The sequence below is a fragment of the Aromatoleum toluclasticum ATCC 700605 genome (genome assembly GCF_000378245.1).
In the GTDB taxonomy this organism is placed as follows: domain Bacteria; phylum Pseudomonadota; class Gammaproteobacteria; order Burkholderiales; family Rhodocyclaceae; genus Aromatoleum; species Aromatoleum toluclasticum.
Window position 1 is genome coordinate 142,443 of the sequence record NZ_KB899502.1, and the last position, 18,099, is coordinate 160,541.

The window sequence follows — 18,099 nt, forward strand, 5'->3', positions numbered from 1 at the left end:
GTGTCGAACCGCGATTCGCGTCGTAATCGCCACGGACCGGTTCGGGAGCGTCGTTGGCACTAAATTGCCCGGCGTGGTGCGGGAGATCGGCGTGGTCGCCGTGCTCACGTGTACCATCCCGTCTTGCTCATTCAAGGGACGCAATCTCCTAATGCAAAGGGAAGTCCAGGAAAAATCCCGATACGCCGTCGTCGCGGCCGTACAACTGCCGAACGTGACTGACGTCGAGTTCGAGGCGTCGCTGACCGAGCTGCGCGAACTCGCAAAGACATTGGGGCTGACCGTCGTCCACACCTTCGTCCAGAAGCGTTCCGGCTTCGACACGAACGGCTACCTCGGCGTCGGCAAGCGGCAGGAGATCCGCGAGTACGTCGATGGCGGCAGCGCTCACGAGATCGACGCGATCCTGGTCGATCACGAGATCTCGCCGTCGCAGGCGCGCAACCTCGAAGTCGAGGTGGGCTGCGAGGTGATGGACCGCACCATGGTCATCCTCGAAATCTTCCATCGCAACGCACGCTCGCGCGCCGCACGCGCACAGGTCGAGATCGCGCGCCTCGGGTACATGGCGCCGCGCCTGCGCGAGGCAGCGAAGCTCGCCGGGCCGCAGGGACGCCAGCGCAGCGGCACCGGTGGCCGCGGGGCGGGCGAGTCGCACACCGAGCTCGATCGGCGCAAGGTGCGCGACCGCATCGCCGAGCTGCAAGAGGAAATCGACGCGATGGAGGTCGAGCGCAAGACCCAGCGTGCGCGTCGGCAGGGGCGCCAGAGCCTCGCCGGCGTCGCGCTGGTCGGCTACACGAACGCCGGCAAGTCCACCTTGATGCGGGCGCTCACCGGCAGCGAAGTGCTCGTCGCCAACAAGCTCTTCGCGACCCTCGACACCACCGTGCGGGTTCTTTACCCGGAGAGCGTGCCGCGGGTGCTCGTCAGCGACACCGTCGGCTTCATCAAGAACCTGCCGCACGGGCTCGTCGCGTCGTTCAAGTCCACGCTCGACGAAGCGCTCGACGCATCGCTGCTGCTCCACGTCATCGATGCCAGCGACCCAGGATTCCAGCGCCAGCTGGAGGTCACGGATCACGTACTCGAAGAGATCGGCGCCGACGTCCTGCCGCGCCTGCGCGTCTTCAACAAGATCGACCACGTCGGCGATGCCGACGCGCAAGCGGAATGCGAAGCGGCATTGCGGGCGCAGTACCCGGACTGCGTTGTCATGAGCGCCCGTCGCCCGGACGACGTCGCGAAGCTGCGCCAGAAGATCGTCGCGTTCTTCCAGCAGGATCTGGTCGCCGCCGAATTGTTCCTTCCGTGGTCCGCGCAGCAATGGCGCAAGGACATCTACGCGAACTGCGAGGTACTGGAGGAGCGCGCGGAGGACGAGGGCGCGTTCTTCCACGTGCGCGGCGAGCGCGACACCGTGGAGAGCCTGCGCGAGCAGTTCGTGCAGGTGCGATGAGGCGAGGATAGCGGGAGAGCCTGGTGTTTTCCAGAGCCGGGTTTCGCGCGGCTACGTTCGGTTTGCTTTCCCGCGCAGGGAGTGCATCGAGCACGGTTTTTACGCAGATCGTTGCAGAATCGGCCCGCCGCACATTTGTCGTGGCCGCCGTCGAAGTGGCGGCTCCACTCGCAAACCGGCCAGCGGGCCAATCCGAACTGCTTGGCCAGACCGGCCGATGGACGTTTTCGCTGAAGCGGACGTTGATAGGGGTCGCACCCCGGTAAGCCGCCATTCGCCCTGCTGCGTCACATTTTGCGGACGACCGGCAGCTTTCCGAGCGATTCAGTCCTTGGCCAGCGACGTGGCGAGGTCTCTGTCCGGCCATCATCGACCATTGCCCGTTTCACTGAAGCAGCCAGCCGAACGACCGCTCGCCCCCCGGTAGTTGCCGTTCGCACAAATCCACTCTGCGTTGTCCAAGGTCAGCTCGGCCACAGCCGCGACCATGCCGTGCTGTTGCCTGCAACGCCCTCGTTGCGTTGGACAAAGTGATCCATGTTGTACTGCCTGGTGCGCCGGCCCCATAGGCTATCCGCCTCTTGGCCTTGGGAGGCCGGGGTAACCGCCAGACGCAGTGCATCGCGACGATCGACGGAACGGGTTTTCCCGGCCTGATGGCAGGCCGACTGTAACCTTTCCCCCGCACGGTCCATCCACTTGGCAACATCAGGAGAATGGCATGAACACACTCGGCACAGCAGCGGCGACTTGCACGGCGGTCTCAGACGCCGCGCTGGCGCGCAGCATCCTGCGCGACGATGCCGAAGCCGAGGATGCGCTGCAGGAGGGCTACGTATGCGCCCGCCTTGGGCTTCCCACCCCCGCCGTTGCCGGGCAGGGCGCCCTGACTTCACCCACCACCCCGAGGAGAGCGTCATGATCGCCCGCATAGATCCCTTTTCCGCCCTTGAAGGCCTGAGCCGGCGCCGTTTTCTGGTCGGTTCGGGCGCCATCCTGTCAGCCACGGCGGTCGCCCTGATGGCGGGGCGTCCGGCACTGGCCGCCGCCCAGGCTAGCAAGCAGGACGACACCGAGTCGGACGTCCGCATTCTCAATACCGCACTCAGTGCCGAACTGGAGGCCATCGCCGCCTATGCGGTAGGCGCCGGCAGCGGCCTGTTGCAGAAACCGGCGCTGGACCTGGCCTTGCAATTTCAGGGCCATCACAAGGAGCATGCGGACGCGCTCGCAAAGACGGTGCGCAAACTGGGCGGCACGCCGGCGGAAGCGCGCGAGCGATATGTGTTTCCCACCGACAAGCTCAAGAGCCAGGCCGATGTGCTGGGCTTCGCCGCCGGGCTCGAGCGCGGCGCGGTGAGCGCCTATCTCGGCGCGGTACCGTTGTTCCACGGCCGCGAACTGGCGAGTGCTGCAGCCAGTATCCTGGGCGACGAGGCCATGCACTGGGCCATCCTGCGCCAGGCGCTGGGCCAGGATCCTGCCCCCACCGCCTTCATGTCATGAAACGTCCACTCGCCACCGCCGTGCTGGCGCTGGCGGTGTTGGCCCCGCTGCCCGCCGGCGCCGCCACACCAGGCGATCCGGCGCGCGGCGAGGCCATTTATGCGCGCTGCCAGGCCTGCCACGCGCTCGCCTATAACCGCACGGGGCCCAAGCATTGCGGCCTGTTCGGACGCCGCGCGGGCGGCGTGGCGGACTTTCGCTACTCGCCGGCAATGGCCCACGCCAGCATCGTTTGGAACGGCAATACGCTGGACCGCTTTCCTGACCAACCCGATTGCGATGATTCCGGGCACGACTATGGGCTACGCCGGCATTGCCGATGCGCAGGAACGGGCGGACCTGATCGCCTGGTTGCGCCAGGCAAGTGCATCCTCTGCCGAATGCACGCCGTGAGCCACCCATGAAACTGCAGATCGTCTCGGACCTCCACCTGGGGCTGGCGCCTTGCGAGCTTCCCGACACCGGAGCGGATGTGCTCATCCTCGCCGGCGACATCCATCGACCGCCCGTAGCGATGCAGTGGGCCCGGGCACTGGACAGGCGCGCGATCTATGTGGCGGGCAACCACGAGTATTACGGTTCGAGCATTCCCGCGACCAACCGGCTGCTGCGCGAACTCAGTCGCGGCAGCCGGGTGACGGTGCTCGACTGCGCCGAAACGCGCATCGGCGGCGTGCGTATTCTGGGCGCCACCTTGTGGAGCGACTTTCGCATCCTCGGCGACGGTCCAGTCCGCGACCACGCGATGGACGAAGCCGTGCGCTTCAGCCGCGACTTCAGCCGCATCGCGATCGACGAAGATCAGAAGGAGGTATTCACCCCGGGACACTGCGCGTGTCTTTTCGAGCGTCACGCACGCTGGCTCGAAGCGCGGCTCGACGAGCCGTTCGCAGGCGAAACCGTGGTGGTGACCCATTTCGCACCCTCGCTCCACAGTATCGCCCCGCGCTTCGAAGATTCGCTGCTCAATGCCTGTTTCGTCTCCGATCTCGAGGTGCTCGTTGCGAACAGCGGCGCAGCGTTGTGGATACACGGCCACGTCCACGACAGTTTCGATTACCGTCTGGGCGGGACGCGCGTGCTGGCCAACCCGCGCGGCTATGTGCTCAACGGACAAGCGGAAAACCCGGACTTCGACCCCGGGTTGACGGTGCAGGTTGGCTGAACCGCAGCCTGGTGAACGAGGTTTTCGATCATCGCGGCACCTTTGCACGGAGCACAAAGTGCCGAATGGGATAGTCGCAGGCGCCGCGCGCGGCATCGCCAGGGAATTCGCCCATGCCTACGCCAGGGCCGGCGCCGCGTTGTCCATCGTCGAGATCGAAGGGCGTGGCCGTGAGATCCGTGCCTCTGGTGCAGCAACGCACCAAGCAAAGGTCGAAGACCCGCGACACGTCCATTAAAGCGCTATGCGCTTAATGGCGGAAGAGTTGATCTGCCGGCGTTCAAGCAGATCGGTATGGGCCCTCGCGGTATACGCACGCGCGCCATCGATTTCCTCCCTTCGCCTTTAATGCAGCACGGCCGCGGGCCTTGATCGCGTTCATGTCGACGGCGCCGGCGCGGCCGGCATCGCTGTCAGCCACGCCTCGGGCTTGTTGGGCCGCGCTGCCGCCGTCACGCCCGACCAAACACGCGCCGGAACAGCGCGGCGATGCGCTCGAAGAAGACCTTGAACACCACGGCGACGACGTTGATCGCCTCCTCGTTTTGCGGAAGCGCGCGCGGAGCTGCAGGGGCGGACAGCGTGGAGGTGGTGGCACTGTCGGCCGCGGTGGGCCGGGCCGAGGCTGCCGGCGCCTCGTCGCGCGGCACTTCGAGCAGCGCGCGCACGTTGTTGACGTATTTCTTGATGATCTGGGCCGACACGCCCTCAATCATGCCGCGGCCGACCTGGAGGATGCGGCCGGTGAGGTCGATGCTCGATTCGCAGCTCACCTGCGTGCCGCGCCCGTCGGCCGAGGGTGCGAGGCGCGTGAGGATGGTGCCGCTGACGGTGCCGCCGCCGCGTTCGTTGCCGGACGCGAGCAGCTTGACCGTCCGGTTTGCGACGTCCTTCTCGATGTAGGTGATCGTGCCCTGGTACTGTGCGGTGACCGCGCCAATCTTGAGCTTCACGGCGCCGATGAAGCTCTCGGCATCGACGATTTGCGTCAACGAGGCGCCCGGCATGCAGGCGACGACGTTCTGCGGGTCGAGCAGGAACTGCCAGACCGCGTCGGGCGGTGCCGCGACCTCGAATTTCTCCTGGATTTGCAGGGCCATGTCCGTTCCTTGGTAGTGGTTGTCTTGGTGCTGCGGTGCTTTAGCCGATGCAGGCCGCGGTTTCGGTACAGGCGGGCGGGAGCGCGTTCTCGCGCGAGGAGGCTCGCCCATAGACCGTGTTGCGGCGCCAGAGGGGGCGGCCGATGGAAGTGGCGATGCGGTTCATGCCCGTGCCGTCCATTTCCTGGCCGTTCAGGCCGCCGGCGGCGCGCGTGATCGACTCGTACATCAGTGTTCCGCCGAGGTCGTTGGCGCCGGCCTGCAGGCACAAGCCCGCCCCGGCCGGTCCCATCTTCACCCACGAGGTCTGGATGTTCGGGATCAGCGGGTGCAGCGCGAGGCGCGCGACCGCGTGCATCAGCACGGCCTCGCGTGCCGTCGGGCCGGACCGGCTGCGGCCCTTGTGCCATAGCGGCGATTCCATATGCACGAAGGGCAGCGGCACGAATTCCGTGATGCCGCCCGTGTCGCGCTGCAGCTGGCGCAGCTGCAGGAGGTGGCGTGCCCAGTGGCGGGTCGTGTCAACGTGGCCGAACATGATCGTCGAGGTCGTGGGCACTCCGACCTCGTGGGCGGCGCGCACGATGGCGAGCCACTCTTCGGAGCCGAGCTTGTCCGGGCACAGTTTGGCGCGCACCTCGTCGTCGAGCACTTCGGCGGCCGTGCCGGGCAGGCTGCCCAAGCCGGCGTCGCGCAGCCTGCGCAGGAACGCCGCTGGGGACAGCCCCAGCGTGGCGGCCCCGTGGCGGATCTCGAGCGGCGAGAATGCGTGGATATGCATGTCCGGTACGGCTCCACGCACGGCCGCGACGATGTCGAGGTAGGACTCGCCGGTGTAGGCCGGGTGAATACCGCCTTGCAGGCAGACCTCGGTGGCGCCGCGCCGATGTGCTTCCAGGGCGCGCTGTCCGACCTCGTCTGCGCTCAGCACGTAGGCCGGACCGCGCAGAGATTTCGCGCTGCGCCCTTTGGCGAAGGCGCAGAAGCCGCAGCGGTGCTTGCAGATGTTCGTGTAGTTGATGTTGCAGTTGGCGACGAAGGAAACGCCTTCGCCGACGGTGGCCGCGCGCAGGCGATCCGCCGCCTCGACCACGGCCAGGTAGTCGGCGCCGCGTGCCTCGAAGAGGGCGGTGATACCGTCCTCGAAGAGTTCGCCGCCCGCGCTGGCTTCGTCGATAAGCCGGAGGAGGTCACCCGAGGCCGCACGGGCGGCGCGGCGCGCTGAGAGCCCGGCCTCTGGCGGGAGCGGCGCCCCGCTGCCGGCGTGCCAGGCGTCATCACGCGCGAAGCCGGAAGCGTCGGTGGTGTGCAGGATGGCGCGCGCGACGCCGGGAGCCGTCCAGCGGACCGCGTCGCGGGCGAAAGCGGGAACCAGCGCGAGGCGCTCCACCAGTTCGCGGCCCGCCGTCTCGGTTTCCTGCCGCAGCGTGGCGATGTGCGGCCACGCCGCTTCCGGATTCACATGGTCGGGCGTGACGGGCGAGATGCCGCCCCAGTCGTTGATGCCCGCGCGGATCAGCGGCGCCAGTTCGCCCGGCCGAAGATTGGGGGGCGCCTGGATCGACATCGTCGGGCCGAAGATCAGGCGTGCCATGGCGACTGTCCACTGGTGTTCGGCCAGATCGGGTTCCGCGGCAAGCGCCATCGCCGTGCGTGGCTTGGCGCGGAAGTTCTGGATGATGAGCTCCTGGATGTGGCCGTAACGGTCGTTCAGTTCGCGCAGGGCAAAGAGGGCCTCGATCCTTTCGAGACGCGTTTCGCCGATGCCGACAAGAATCCCGCTCGTCATCGCGATCGCCTGCTCGCCGGCGGCGCGCAGGGTCGCGAGGCGCACGTCCGGGTGCTTGTCCGGGCATTGCCAGTGCGGCCCGCCGCGTTCGCTCAGGCGGGTGGCCGTCGACTCCAGCATCAGGCCCATCGACGCGGCGTATGGTCGCAACCGGGCGAGCTCCTCCGCCGAGAGGGTCCCCGGATTGAGGTGCGGCAGCAGTCCTGTCTCGTCGAAGATGCGCTGAGCCATCGCGGCGACGTAGTCCACCGTGCTGTCGAAGCCGAGCCTTGCAAGCGCCTCGCGTGCTGCCGGATGCCGCAACTCGGGTCGTTCGCCGAGCGTCAGCAGTGCTTCCCGGCAGCCCGCCTCCGCCCCGGCGCGGGCGATCGCCAGCACCTCGTCCGGGCCGAGATAGGCGGACGTTCCGGGTCGCGGACTCTCGGCAAAGGTGCAGTAGCCACAGCGGTTGCGGCACAGGTGCGTCAGGGGGATGAAGACCTTCCGCGACCAGCCGACCGCGTTGTCGTGGCCGGAGAGGGTCAGCGCTTCCGCCGTCGCCAGAATCGGATCGAGTTCGACCGCGGCCGCGAGAAATGCGGCGCCTGCGACGTCTAGCCTCCGTCCACCGCGTAGGTCGGCAAGGATTCGCTGTGCACATTGGGCCATGGCATGGGGTTCCGGTGAAGGGTGGGGAAGCGGCGGTCCGCCGGGTCACGGCGGGTCGTCGGCAGGTGGGCAAGAGGACGCACGAAGCGCGCGAGATCGGCCGGCAGATCGACGTCCAAGGCGAGGCCCGGCCGTTCCACGATCGTCGGCGTCAGTCCGCAGCGCAGGGCCTCTGCAAGGTGGATCGGAAAACTGTGGGTGCCGAACTGGAAGCGGAATTCCCCGCCGGTCTTGAGGTAAATCGCGTTGGTGCCGACGTGGCTCAGATCGGGCGCGAGGGCAAGCTTCGATGTGCGCCCCCGCAGCACGAGCTCGTCGATGTCTTCCGTTCGGGCGAGCGGCAGGTCGCCGTGCATGACCACGAGTTCGCTCGCTCCGCGCTCCGCGAGGGCGAGGGATGCCTGCTGCACCGAGCCGTTGAGCCCGAGGCCGCAGTCGGGCAGGAACTCGACGGGGCGGGAGGTCAGGCCGGTCGCGGGCGTGACGATCGCGACGCGTTCGATCAGCGCCGAGCCGAGCACCGCGTCGAGCACGCGGTCCAGCATCGCGCGGACGAGGCGCTGCCGCTCGCTCGGGCCGAGCACCGTGGCCAGCCGGCCCTTGCCGAGGGCCGGCAGCTTGATCGGGATCAGCGCCCAGCAGCTCACGGCCCGCTCCACTTAGTCCGCGAAGGCGGCCAGTGCGCCGGTGATGCGTATGCCTGCCCCATCCACCGAGTAGTTACGGTTCATGAAGATGAGGATCGAGGTCAGGGCCTCGGCGGCGGCGGAGTTGGCCAATGCCCCGCCGTGCAGGCCGCGCAGGCCCGCATCGTCAGCGAGGGTGGCGACGACCGCGCGCGCCGCCTTGTCGTCGCCGAAGACCAGGACGTCGCATTCGACCTCGGCATCGGTCGCCAGCTTGTGCGCGGCGACGTTGTGAAAGGCGGACACGACACGCACACCGTCACCGAGCAGCGCCTGCGCGCGCAGCGCCGCGCAACCTTCCGGGGGCAACTGGACGCGCATGACCTTGGGCGGAACGAGCGGCACCGTGGTATCGACGACGATCTTGCCGTGGACCGCGGGGCGGATTTCCTCGAGCACGGCGGCCTGCGAGGCGAAGGGCACTGTCACGACGACGACGTCGGCCTGGCGGGCCGCGTCGAGGTTGGTGCCCGAGGCGATCTCGCGCCCCAGTTCGGCGCCCAGCGCATCGGCCGCGGCGCGGGCCTTGTCCGCATCGCGCGACCCGATGACGATCTTGTGGCCGTGCTTCGCCCAACGTCGCGCGAGGGCCGCGCCCAGGTGCCCCGTCCCGCCCACCACGCCGATGATTCGTTCCGTCCCGTTTGTCATGTCTGGCCTCTTTTCGATGTGAGGCCAAAGCTATCAGCCGGGGGAGGCGGGCAGCATCGTTCTTTTGCACTATCGGCGGGGCAGGGGGCGATTCAAATGCGGTCAGCGTGCGGGGGTGGGCGAGTAGTCTCATTGGATGATGTGTCCCGCAGCGCCCGTCGAGAGAATGGCCGCATCGAGATCCACGGGGCGTTTCACGGGAAAGCCAATGCAGAATGCTTTGCTGTTATCCGAAGAGCAACTCGCGCTGCAGGACACCGCGGCCGCGTTCCTCGCCGAGTTCGCCAATGCCCGCAAGCCGCGGGACGAGGATGCCCGCCTGTGGCGGCGCATCGCGGAGCTGGGGTGGCCGGCAGTGCAGGTGCCGGAGAACCTGGGCGGACTCGACATGGGGGCGGTGGAACTCGCCCTCCTGATGGAGGAGATGGGACGTCGGCTCATCCGCTCGCCCTACTTCGCGAGCGTGGTGCTGGCGCAGACGGCGTTGCTCCACGCGGGAGGCGCTGTCGCACAGGAGCGTTTCCTGCCCGAACTCGCGAGCGGCGAGGTGACTGCGACGCTGATCCTCGCGCCCGGCCTGGTCTGGGCGCCGGACGCGATCCGCATCGAATGTCGTCGCCACGGTGACGGATGGGTGATGAGCGGCGAGGCTCCGCAGGTGCTCGACGACGGCAGCGCTGCGATGGCCTTCGTCGCCGCGCGCACCGAGGACGGCTTCGGGCTCTTTCATGTTTCCGCGAACGCCCCGGGTGTCGAGCGCAGTCCGCTGGACGTATGGGATCTGACCCGCCCGCAATGCGCCTGGCGCTTGCGGAATGTGCGTCTCGATCCCGGTGCGCGCGTGGACGCGCCCGGGAAGCTCGAGGTGGGGCTCGCGCGCACGGTCTCGCTCGCCGCGCTGCAGCTTGCGGCCGAGCAGGTCGGCGGTGCGGCGGCCTGCCTCGACATGACCCTCGCCTACACGAAGGAGCGCGTGCAGTTCGGCCGCCCGGTCGCGAGTTTCCAGGCGGTCAAGCACCGCTGCGCCGAGATGATGGTTCGGCTCGAAACCGCCCGCTCTGCCGTTCGCGGTGTCGCCGCGAGCGTCGACTGCCAGGAGGACGCGCAAGCCCTGGCCTGCGAGGTCGCTGTCGCCCGCGTGCTCGCGTCGGACGCCTATCGCTACTGCGCGCAGGAGGCGGTACAGCTGCACGGTGGCGTGGGGTTCACGTGGGAGTACGACCCGCAGCTGCACTTCAAGCGCGCGCAGTGGGGCAGCCAGTGGCTCGGAACGGCCAGTGTCTGGCGCGAGCGCGTGGCCACCCAACTTCTGGATCTCGCCTGACATGGATGCGACAAAGGATTCAATGAACGAGACGGCCTTTCGTGCCGAAGTGGCCGGCTGGCTCGCCCGCGAGCTGAAAGGCGAATTCGCTTGCCTGCGCCACCGGGGCGGTCCCGGTGATGAAGAGGCGTTCCCGACCTTGCGCAAGGCCTGGGAACGCAAGATGGCCGAAGGGGGCTGGGTCGGCGCCGCGTGGCCGCAGGAGCACGGCGGTCGCGGGCTGCCGCTGGAACTGCAGCTCGCCTTCCACGAGGAATACGTGCGCGCCGGTGGTCCGGGCCGCATGGGTCACATCGGCGAGACCTTGCTCGCTCCGACCCTGATCGAACTCGGCACGCCCGAGCAGCAGCGCCGCTTCCTGCCCGGAATCCGCGCCGGACGCGAGTTCTGGTGCCAGGGATATTCTGAGCCCGGCGCCGGCTCAGACCTCGCGGCGATCACCACGCGGTGCTGGCAGGACGGCGACGTCTGGCGCGTGCAGGGGCAGAAGGTATGGACCTCGCTCGCGCACGAATCCGACTGGATCTTCGTGATCGCGCGCAGCACGCCGGGTTCGGTGGGCCGCGAAGGACTCACCTTCCTGCTGATGCCCCTCGACCAGCCCGGCATCGAGATACAGCCGATCCGCCAGATGACCGGTGAGGCCGAGTTCAACGCGGTGTTCTTCGACGGCGCCTCCACGGACGCCGGTTGCATCATAGGCAAGCCGGGCGAGGGCTGGCGTGTAGCGATGGCCCTGCTCGGTTTCGAGCGCGGGGCTTCGACGCTCGGGCAGCAGATGCACTTCGTCCATGAGATGCAGGTCGTCGTCGACGCGGCCATCGCCACCGGGGCGGCCTTCGACCCGACCCTCCGCGAACGCATCGCCGACGCATGGATCGGGCTGCGGGCATTGCGCCACAACGCGCTGCGCATGCTCGCGGGTAACAGCGGCAGCGTGCGTCCCGAATCGCTGATGTACAAGTACGCGTGGTCGAACTGGCACCGCGACCTCGGCCAGCTGGCGATGGACGTGCTCGGCACGGCCGGCGATGTGCGGTCGGAGGACGACGCCGTGCGGCGCCTGCAGCAAGTGTTCTTCTTCTCCCGCGCCGACACGATCTACGCGGGCACCAACGAAATCCAGCTCAACATCATCGCCGAGCGCGCGCTGGCCATGCCGCGCTGACGTGACCGGAAAGGGAGTTTCCATGCGCTTCGTGCTGCAACTCGGCTTCAGCAACTACCGCAACTACACTGCGATCGCCCAGGCCGCGGAGGCCGCAGGCTGGAGCTGGTTGTCCATTCCGGACAGCCTGTTCTTCCCGCGCCTGACCGAATCCGACTACCCGTACGCCGAGACCAGCGCGATCCGGCAGTACCTGGAGCATTCGGACTTCATCGAACCCTTCGTCGCGATGTCCACGATGGCGGCCGTGACGTCGCGCATCCGCTTCTACCCCGGCGTGCTCAAGGTCGCAGTGCGCCAACCGCTGATCCTCGCGAAGCTGCTCAGTTCGCTCGCGGTGATCTCCAACGGGCGCGTCGCGCTCGGTGCAGGGCTGAGTCCGTGGAAGGAGGACTTTATCTACAACGGCGCGGATTTCGAGCGGCGCGGCGAGCTGATGGACGAATGCATTGCCGTGCTGCGCGGCGCGATGAGCGGAGAGTTCTTCGAATTCCACGGCAAGCATCATGACTTCGGGCCCCTGCGCATGCGCCCCGTGCCCGAACAGCCGGTGCCGATCCTGATCGGAGGCCACAGCAAGCCTGCACTGCGCCGGGCGGCGCGTCTCGGAGACGGCTGGGTGTCCGCGAACACCGATCTGCCGACGCTGAAGGACCTGATCGCCGAGGTCAACGCCTACCGCGCCGAGTTCGGCACGACCGAACGCGACTTCCAGTTCCACGGCATCGATTTCGCTGCGCGCACCGTGGACGATTTCAAGCGCCTCGCCGAGATCGGCGTGACGGATGCCGGCGTCCTCCCGTGGGACGTCCGCAGCGACCCGACCGACCTGCAGGGCCAACTCGACGCGATCCGCCGCTTCGGCGACGAGGTGATCGCGAAGATGGACTGATCGATGCCAGACGGCGGCCCCCGGATTCTCGACCTCGCCGGCCTGCGCGCATTGCGCTTCGCGTCGGCCGGCGGGGCAGGGGGCTCGCCGTTCGCGCCCGATCCTTTCCTCGTCGTCGCTCCCATTGGCGCAGACGAAGGCGATGAGCACCTTCTCGCCGCCTGGCTCGCGCGCCAGCCCTGCCCGGTGATCGGGCTTTCCGTCACGGGCGCCGCTCCCGCGCTGCTTGCGGCGTGCGACGTCGTGCTGGATGACCTGGCCGATCTTGCTCCCCTGGCTGCAAACATCCGCAAGGCGCCGCTCGCGGCAATGACACTGGTGCAGGTCCTGCGGGTCACGCAAGGTATGCCCCCCGCGCAGGCGCTCGCCGTCGAATCGCTGGCCTACGCGACCCTGCAGGCCGGGCCCGAGTTTGCGGCCTGGTCGCTGGGAAACCCGCCTGCGCGCGAGGGGATTATCGTGGAGGACGGGCCGGCGGTACGCATCGAGCGCGACGGATCGCGTCTCGCGCTCGTCCTGAACCGTCCGCTCAGCCGCAATCCCATGTCGGTCGAGATGCGCGACGCCCTGTGCGAGGCGCTGGAGCTCGTCGTCGCCGACGAATCCATTGCATCGGTCACGCTGTCGGGCGCCGGCGCATGCTTCAGCGTCGGCGGCGAGCTGCGCGAGTTCGGCACCGCGCCTGATCCGGCCACCGCACATGCTGTCCGCAGCCAACGTCTACCGGCGGCCTTGCTGCTTCAATGCGCCGATCGTGCCACTGCCCATCTGCACAGCGCATGCATCGGCTCGGGAATCGAACTTCCCGCGTTTGCACATCGACTCACGGCGACCCGCGACACCTTCGTCCAGCTGCCGGAACTTCGCTTCGGCCTCATTCCTGGCGCCGGCGGCTGCGTGAGCCTGCCGCGGCGCATCGGGCGACAGCGTACGGCGTGGCTGGCGCTGTCGGGTCGGCGGCTCGGCGCGACGACGGCCTTGGCGTGGGGGCTGGTCGACGAGATCGTCGATCAGGACGAAGCACATTTCACTGGCGCTGCCAGATCACCCGTCCATCCTTGATCGTCGCATCGACCGCAACCGCTGCCAGATCGTCCAGCGCGGCTTCCCAGGAGCGATCGAGCAGGCACAGGTCGCCGCGGGCACCGTCTTCGATGCGGCGCGGCGGTCCGCCGGGATCGTTCGCATCGCCGGTGAAGAGCGCAAGCGCTTCGTCGGGGGCGAGCGCCTCGTCGGGGCCGACGAGCGCGCCATTGCGGGTACTCCGGCTGACAGCGGCGGCCATTGCGGTCCACGGATTGAGGTCACCGCAGGGCGCATCGGTGCCCGCAGCGAGCGGGATCCCGGCCCGTGCGAAACCGCGTCCGCAGTAAAGCCAGGGAAGATCCTCCCGGTCGACCTCGTTGAGATAGCTGTCGCCGCGTTCGAACACGAAATTCGGCTGGGTCACGACGGTGAGCTTGAGTTCGCGGAGCAATTCGAGGGCCTCCGGTGGTGCGACAGAGGCATGTTCGATGCGGTCGCCGGGCATGGTGCCGCACTGGCGCAGAGCGGCTGTCGCGAAGATCAGTTCCCCCCGGGTCACGCAGTGGATTGCGACCGGCCGTCCGACCGCGTGGCTCCGGCTGATGGCGTGGCAGAACTCCTCGAAGGGCGGCAGCTCGGCGTCGCGGAGGTACAGCTTCGTCGGCCCGACCCGGATTCCGGGCGCGTCGGCGAGATCGTCGAGCTCCGCGCTGCCCATCACGAGGACGTCCTGCTTCAGACGGCCGCCGCGCCGTTCACCGACGAAATGCGCGAATTCGCCGCGCCCGTTACGCGCGCCTGCGTCGGTTACGCCGGTGACGCCGAGCCGGGCGAGGGCCTCGCTTGTGCGAGCGAGCGAAGGGTAGGTGCCGGCAAGCCGCTCCCGCAACCACTCGTCCCCGTCAAAGAGCCGCCCCGTGAGCCGGCCGTCGATGCGCTCGAGCGGCGCCGCGCGGGTGCTTTCGGTGTCGATCTCATCCATGCCGAGGCGACGTAGCGCGCAGGTGTTCAGGATCCACAGCCGGCCGCTGCGATGCTGAATGCGGACGGGCACGTGAGGTGCGACCGAGTCGAGCCAATTCCGGTCAATGAGGCCGGCGATGCTCTCGTGGTAACCGATGCAGCGGATCCAGCCGGGCGCGGCCGGGTCTTCCCTCCGTGCGCGCACCAGCAGCAGGTCCGCGAAGTCTTCCGCCGAGCTTGGGGCGGGATCGCTGCACGTGAGGGATTCCAGCGCCGCCGCTTGGGCCATGAGGTGCACATGGTGGTCGTGCAGACCCACCGACAGGGCGCGACCGCGCGCATCGATCACCGCCTCGCCCTCGCGCGGCCGCAGTCCCGGGCCGATGCCCGCGATACGTCCGTCGGTGAGGCGCACGTCCACCCGTGTCCCGCATTGAAGCTCCGCGTCGCGGATCAGCAGCTGTGGCGAGGGATTCATGCCGCCCGCCGGCCGAGGTCCGACAATACGGCTGCGGTGTCGGCGCCCAGCGGGCGTGCACTGCTGCGCGGCGCGAAGCAAAGCGGGGCAGGCGTGATATCGCGCCGCGATCTCGCGACGCGCGTCCAGCGGACATAACGCTCATGCAGAGCGTCGTCGGAGCGCGGTGAGCCGAAACTCACGCAGTGCCGCAACACGCTGTCCAGCGACAGCGCGAGGAGGTGACCCCCGCCGGCACGCCAGCTCGCCCACGCGGCGAGCGCGGCATGCAGTCCCGTGAGCGGATCGCCGATCGCGTCGCCGCAGATCAGCCGCTCCCCCGTCGCGCGTTGCATCAGCTCCGAGAGTCCCGCCCCCACGCCGGCGTCGTCGCCGAATGCGACCCAGCCCGCGTGAGGCTCCTGTCTGCCGTGGCCGGTGATACTCAGCCAGCTGCGCCCGGAGCGTCCGGCAAGCCAGTCTTCGGCGTGGATGCCCATCTGGCGCAAGGCGCGAGGACGGGAGGCCTCGATCACGATGTCGGCGTGGTCGACCAGTTCTCTCAGCCGGTCGCGCCCCGCAGGGGTGTCGAGGTCGAGCTGCACGCTCGCCTTGCCGGCGTTAAGCAGGTCGAAGAAGGCCGCGGGACCGCGGCGCGCACCGTCGGGCCGGGCCGCCGATTCGACCTTGATCACGTGTGCGCCGAGCTCGCGGAGCAACTGTCCGCACAGCGGTCCGGCCCACAGGGACGAGAGGTCGATGACGAGGGGGCGTGCGATGTCGGGGCGTCGCGGGCGTGGCGCCCGGGGCATGCCGAGAAGGTTCAGTTCGAGCCATGGACTCGCCCGGGGAGTCGTGGACGCGGCGGCCGCAAGTCCCAGCAGGCGTGCGCGTTCGAGCATATCGGCAGTACCCCGTTCGGACACGTGTGCGGCGATGTCAGTCCAGTCGGGAGCGCAGTCGCATTCCAGCCAGGCCGGGACCATTACCCAGTCGTCGGGGCGCGCGAGGTTGATCGCGAGCTCGCCGTCTCGGCACGCGAGCAGGCGGCACGTTCCGCCCGGGGAAAGGGCGCCCTGGCGGGCCAGGCCTGCGAAGCGTGCGCGCACGCCCATCAGCGCCGCGCCGCTTCCGGGTAGGGCGCGCAAACCGGATCCGAGCGCGGAGAGTGCGGCGAGCGCCCCATCCGCGCAGGCGGTGAGCGGCAGCGGGCACATCCGCCCGGCGCCGCCCGCCCGTCCCGTGAGTGCCATCAAACCGCTGCGGCGCCACGAGAGCGCCGGATGCTCGTCGGGCTCGCCGTCGACCTTCGCCTCGCACTCGGCGCCCAGGGACGTCAGCAGGCTCCGCGCATAATCGCTGGCGTGACCCCGGCGGCCCAGTGCGACGCGCAGTCCGGCGAGCGGGTAGACGGGCGCCATGGGAAAGTTCAGGCCGATTCGGCCGCGCTGAGGAAGTCGTCCTTCAGCACGCGCCGCAGCACCTTGCCCATCTCGTTGTATGGCAGTTCGTCGCGGAAACGGATCGCCGCGGGCACGCGCGACGAGCGCAGGCGCTGCCGCACCCAGTCCTGCAGATCGGCAGCCCCCACGTTCGCGCCTTCGCGCGGAACGATCACGGCCGCCACTGCTTCGCCCCACTGCTCGTCCGCCATCGCAACCACTGCGACGTCGGACACTGCCGGATGTTCGCGCAACACGTCCTCGATTTCGCCCGGCGAGATGTTCTCGCCGCCGCGCACGATCACGTCATCTGCCCGCCCGTCCAGATAGAGAAAGCCGTAGCGGTCCACGAAGCCACGGTCCCGCGTGGGGAACCAGCCGTGAGCATCGAGCAGGCTGCCCACGCCGAGGTATTCGCCCGACACCTGCCCGCCGCGCACGAACACGTCGCCGATCTCGCCCGCCGGCACCGCCTTGCCGTCCGCGCCGCGAATCTCGATCTCCACGGCCCCGATCGGCTTGCCGACCGAATGCAGCCGCCGACGGACGTCCGGGTCGCCGCTCGCGAACGCGTCGCGATGATCCTCGGGTCCCAGCAGACAGATGGTCGAACTCGTTTCGGTCAGGCCGTACGCGTTCGTGAAATCCACCGCGGGCCAGAGCGCCATCGCCTTCTCGATCACCTGCGGCGGCATCTTGCCGCCTCCATAGGCGATCGCCTTCATGGCGGGCAGTGCGCCGGATTCACCCGCCGCGTCCAGATGCTCGATCACGCGCGAGAGCATCGTCGGCACGACGAAGGCGTTGGTGGTGCCCTCGTCGCGACACACCCTGAGCCACTCAGCCCCGTCGAAGTTCGGCAGCTGCACCATGCGTCGGCAAGCGTAGGTCGAGCTCAACACCGCCGAGATGCCGGCAATGTGATACGGCGGCACGGCGACCAGTGCGGCATCCGCGTCGTCGGCGCTGGCGAAGTCGACGGTGCCGAGGATGTAGCTCATCAGGTTCTCGTGACGCAGCACCGCGGCCTTCGGCGCGCCAGTGGTGCCGCTGGTGAAGAGCTGCACGGCAACGGACGAGGGTTCCCCCGGCGCTTCGGTCGCGGGAGCGGTGTCGCCTTGGGCGAGCGCGAGGAAATCGTCTGCGCTTACGACGCGATTGCCCGCCGGCATCGTCAGCGCTTCGACGTAGGTCGGAGCGGCAACGAGGAAGGCCGGCTCGATGCGTGCGAGCAGCGCCTCCAGCTCCGGGCGCGTCAGCCGGTAGTTCATCGGAACATAGGGCACGCCCGCGTAGGCGGCAGCGAAGATTGCGACGGGCGCCGAGGGGCTGTTGATGTCGAGGAGGCCGACGTAGCGGCAGCCGCTGTCGCGGATGACGGCGCCGGCAGTTCGCGCCGCGTCGAGCAATTGCCGGTAGGTGAGACTTTTTGTGCCGGAAGTGACGGCGATTCGATCGGGAAGGCAGTCGGCCGCCATTTCCAGGGCCATGACGATGTTCATGGGCTCAGTCCGAAGAAGGCAATGCCTTGGCCTGCTTAACGACGAGCACCGCGCCGTCGAGCGACAGGCTGCCCTTCCCGCCCTTGGTACACAGCAGCTCGGTCGTGTCCTGCTCATCGACATAGCGCTTGCCCACCAGGCTGCCCTGGGCAAAGGCGGGATCCGGCGCGGCTTCGGCCTTCTGGCCGTCCATCGCGATCATCTCCATCCCGCCGCAGCACAGCAGCACGGGCTCGGTGCGGGTGCGGATCACCATGACTTCGGTATCGCACGCGGCGCTCTTCAGGCGCGTTCCGGCTTTAAGGGTTTTCATCGAAGCTC

17 protein-coding genes are annotated in these 18,099 nt (G+C 68.4%); 9 read left to right on the plus strand and 8 right to left on the minus strand.

Annotation, left to right across the window (positions count from 1 at the left end; all coding sequences use genetic code 11):
- Positions 1-151: 151 nt before the first annotated feature.
- The 5 genes from hflX (at position 152) to F464_RS0119040 (ending at position 4,130) form a co-directional block, all read left to right on the plus strand.
- The gene (gene hflX / locus F464_RS0119020) at positions 152-1,459 is read left to right on the plus strand and encodes a GTPase HflX (protein WP_018991439.1); all 1,308 of its coding nucleotides are present in this window, start codon (positions 152-154) and stop codon (positions 1,457-1,459) included.
- A 721-nt stretch (positions 1,460-2,180) separates the two neighbouring features.
- Positions 2,181-2,381, plus strand: coding sequence for a hypothetical protein (locus F464_RS31375; protein ID WP_018991440.1), 201 nt, complete (start codon positions 2,181-2,183; stop codon positions 2,379-2,381).
- Positions 2,378-2,965: a ferritin-like domain-containing protein gene (locus F464_RS0119030; protein ID WP_018991441.1), complete on the plus strand. Its 588-nt coding sequence runs from the start codon at positions 2,378-2,380 to the stop codon at positions 2,963-2,965. Before F464_RS31375 ends, F464_RS0119030 begins: the two co-directional genes overlap by 4 nt.
- Positions 2,962-3,369, plus strand: a complete 408-nt coding sequence (locus tag F464_RS29035) for a c-type cytochrome (RefSeq protein WP_232428991.1) — start codon at positions 2,962-2,964, stop codon at positions 3,367-3,369. The genes F464_RS0119030 and F464_RS29035 overlap by 4 nt, the downstream gene beginning before the upstream one ends.
- Positions 3,366-4,130 carry a metallophosphoesterase gene (locus F464_RS0119040; protein WP_018991443.1) on the plus strand — a complete coding sequence of 255 codons (765 nt, stop codon included), beginning with the start codon at positions 3,366-3,368 and terminating at the stop codon, positions 4,128-4,130. Before F464_RS29035 ends, F464_RS0119040 begins: the two co-directional genes overlap by 4 nt.
- Before the next feature lie 452 nt (positions 4,131-4,582).
- On the opposite strand, the gene F464_RS29040 is transcribed toward F464_RS0119040, so the two are convergent.
- From F464_RS29040 to npdG, 4 genes are read right to left on the minus strand one after another with little or no spacing between them, the layout of a single operon-like run.
- Positions 4,583-5,230 carry a CoxG family protein gene (locus tag F464_RS29040; RefSeq protein ID WP_018991444.1) on the minus strand — a complete coding sequence of 216 codons (648 nt, stop codon included), beginning with the start codon at positions 5,228-5,230 and terminating at the stop codon, positions 4,583-4,585.
- 40 nt (positions 5,231-5,270) lie between these two features.
- Positions 5,271-7,667, minus strand: coding sequence for a 5-amino-6-(D-ribitylamino)uracil--L-tyrosine 4-hydroxyphenyl transferase CofH (gene cofH, locus F464_RS0119050; protein ID WP_018991445.1), 2,397 nt, complete (start codon positions 7,665-7,667; stop codon positions 5,271-5,273).
- Positions 7,613-8,314 (minus strand): 2-phospho-L-lactate guanylyltransferase, encoded by a 702-nt coding sequence (gene cofC, locus F464_RS29045; RefSeq protein ID WP_018991446.1) that lies wholly within the window; start codon positions 8,312-8,314, stop codon positions 7,613-7,615. The genes cofH and cofC overlap by 55 nt, the downstream gene beginning before the upstream one ends.
- A 12-nt stretch (positions 8,315-8,326) precedes the next feature.
- On the minus strand, positions 8,327-9,004 hold the full coding sequence (npdG, locus tag F464_RS0119060) for an NADPH-dependent F420 reductase (RefSeq protein ID WP_018991447.1): 678 nt from the start codon (positions 9,002-9,004) through the stop codon (positions 8,327-8,329).
- A 208-nt stretch (positions 9,005-9,212) separates the two neighbouring features.
- On the opposite strand from npdG, the gene F464_RS0119065 reads away from it, so the two are divergent.
- From F464_RS0119065 to F464_RS0119080, 4 genes are read left to right on the plus strand one after another with little or no spacing between them, the layout of a single operon-like run.
- Positions 9,213-10,328 carry an acyl-CoA dehydrogenase family protein gene (locus F464_RS0119065; RefSeq protein WP_018991448.1) on the plus strand — a complete coding sequence of 372 codons (1,116 nt, stop codon included), beginning with the start codon at positions 9,213-9,215 and terminating at the stop codon, positions 10,326-10,328.
- A 1-nt stretch (position 10,329) separates the two neighbouring features.
- Positions 10,330-11,496, plus strand: a complete 1,167-nt coding sequence (locus F464_RS0119070; RefSeq protein ID WP_232428992.1) for an acyl-CoA dehydrogenase family protein — start codon at positions 10,330-10,332, stop codon at positions 11,494-11,496.
- 22 nt (positions 11,497-11,518) lie between these two features.
- Entirely contained in the window at positions 11,519-12,388 is an 870-nt protein-coding gene (locus tag F464_RS0119075; protein ID WP_018991450.1) for a TIGR03619 family F420-dependent LLM class oxidoreductase, read from the plus strand.
- 3 nt (positions 12,389-12,391) lie between these two features.
- The gene (locus F464_RS0119080) at positions 12,392-13,450 is read left to right on the plus strand and encodes an enoyl-CoA hydratase/isomerase family protein (RefSeq protein WP_018991451.1); all 1,059 of its coding nucleotides are present in this window, start codon (positions 12,392-12,394) and stop codon (positions 13,448-13,450) included.
- Here F464_RS0119080 and F464_RS29050 read toward each other — a convergent pair.
- The 4 genes from F464_RS29050 to F464_RS0119100 are packed head-to-tail and all read right to left on the minus strand — an operon-like array spanning position 13,416 to position 18,091.
- Positions 13,416-14,792, minus strand: a complete 1,377-nt coding sequence (locus tag F464_RS29050) for an amidohydrolase family protein (RefSeq protein ID WP_157353894.1) — start codon at positions 14,790-14,792, stop codon at positions 13,416-13,418. The two genes, F464_RS0119080 and F464_RS29050, sit on opposite strands and share 35 nt — an antisense overlap.
- A gap of 59 nt (positions 14,793-14,851) precedes the next feature.
- The gene (locus F464_RS0119090; RefSeq protein ID WP_018991453.1) at positions 14,852-16,255 is read right to left on the minus strand and encodes a CoA transferase; all 1,404 of its coding nucleotides are present in this window, start codon (positions 16,253-16,255) and stop codon (positions 14,852-14,854) included.
- A gap of 8 nt (positions 16,256-16,263) precedes the next feature.
- Entirely contained in the window at positions 16,264-17,778 is a 1,515-nt protein-coding gene (locus F464_RS0119095) for a class I adenylate-forming enzyme family protein (protein WP_018991454.1), read from the minus strand.
- A 4-nt stretch (positions 17,779-17,782) separates the two neighbouring features.
- Complete coding sequence (locus tag F464_RS0119100) at positions 17,783-18,091, minus strand: hypothetical protein (protein WP_018991455.1); 309 nt, start codon at positions 18,089-18,091, stop codon at positions 17,783-17,785.
- Positions 18,092-18,099: the final 8 nt, after the last annotated feature.

What these genes read in the sequence shown, in the direction of transcription:
- F464_RS29040 (WP_018991444.1), bottom strand. Translation starts at nt 5,230, where the DNA reads ATGGCCCTGCAAATCCAGGAGAAATTCGAGGTCGCGGCACCGCCCGAC.
- F464_RS31375 (WP_018991440.1), top strand. Translation starts at nt 2,181, where the DNA reads ATGAACACACTCGGCACAGCAGCGGCGACTTGCACGGCGGTCTCAGAC.
- hflX (WP_018991439.1), top strand. Translation starts at nt 152, where the DNA reads ATGCAAAGGGAAGTCCAGGAAAAATCCCGATACGCCGTCGTCGCGGCC.
- F464_RS0119080 (WP_018991451.1), top strand. Translation starts at nt 12,392, where the DNA reads ATGCCAGACGGCGGCCCCCGGATTCTCGACCTCGCCGGCCTGCGCGCA.
- npdG (WP_018991447.1), bottom strand. Translation starts at nt 9,004, where the DNA reads ATGACAAACGGGACGGAACGAATCATCGGCGTGGTGGGCGGGACGGGG.
- F464_RS0119070 (WP_232428992.1), top strand. Translation starts at nt 10,330, where the DNA reads ATGGATGCGACAAAGGATTCAATGAACGAGACGGCCTTTCGTGCCGAA.
- F464_RS29035 (WP_232428991.1), top strand. Translation starts at nt 2,962, where the DNA reads ATGAAACGTCCACTCGCCACCGCCGTGCTGGCGCTGGCGGTGTTGGCC.
- cofH (WP_018991445.1), bottom strand. Translation starts at nt 7,667, where the DNA reads ATGGCCCAATGTGCACAGCGAATCCTTGCCGACCTACGCGGTGGACGG.
- F464_RS0119075 (WP_018991450.1), top strand. Translation starts at nt 11,519, where the DNA reads ATGCGCTTCGTGCTGCAACTCGGCTTCAGCAACTACCGCAACTACACT.
- F464_RS0119095 (WP_018991454.1), bottom strand. Translation starts at nt 17,778, where the DNA reads ATGAACATCGTCATGGCCCTGGAAATGGCGGCCGACTGCCTTCCCGAT.
- F464_RS0119040 (WP_018991443.1), top strand. Translation starts at nt 3,366, where the DNA reads ATGAAACTGCAGATCGTCTCGGACCTCCACCTGGGGCTGGCGCCTTGC.
- F464_RS0119030 (WP_018991441.1), top strand. Translation starts at nt 2,378, where the DNA reads ATGATCGCCCGCATAGATCCCTTTTCCGCCCTTGAAGGCCTGAGCCGG.
- F464_RS0119090 (WP_018991453.1), bottom strand. Translation starts at nt 16,255, where the DNA reads ATGGCGCCCGTCTACCCGCTCGCCGGACTGCGCGTCGCACTGGGCCGC.
- F464_RS0119065 (WP_018991448.1), top strand. Translation starts at nt 9,213, where the DNA reads ATGCAGAATGCTTTGCTGTTATCCGAAGAGCAACTCGCGCTGCAGGAC.
- F464_RS0119100 (WP_018991455.1), bottom strand. Translation starts at nt 18,091, where the DNA reads ATGAAAACCCTTAAAGCCGGAACGCGCCTGAAGAGCGCCGCGTGCGAT.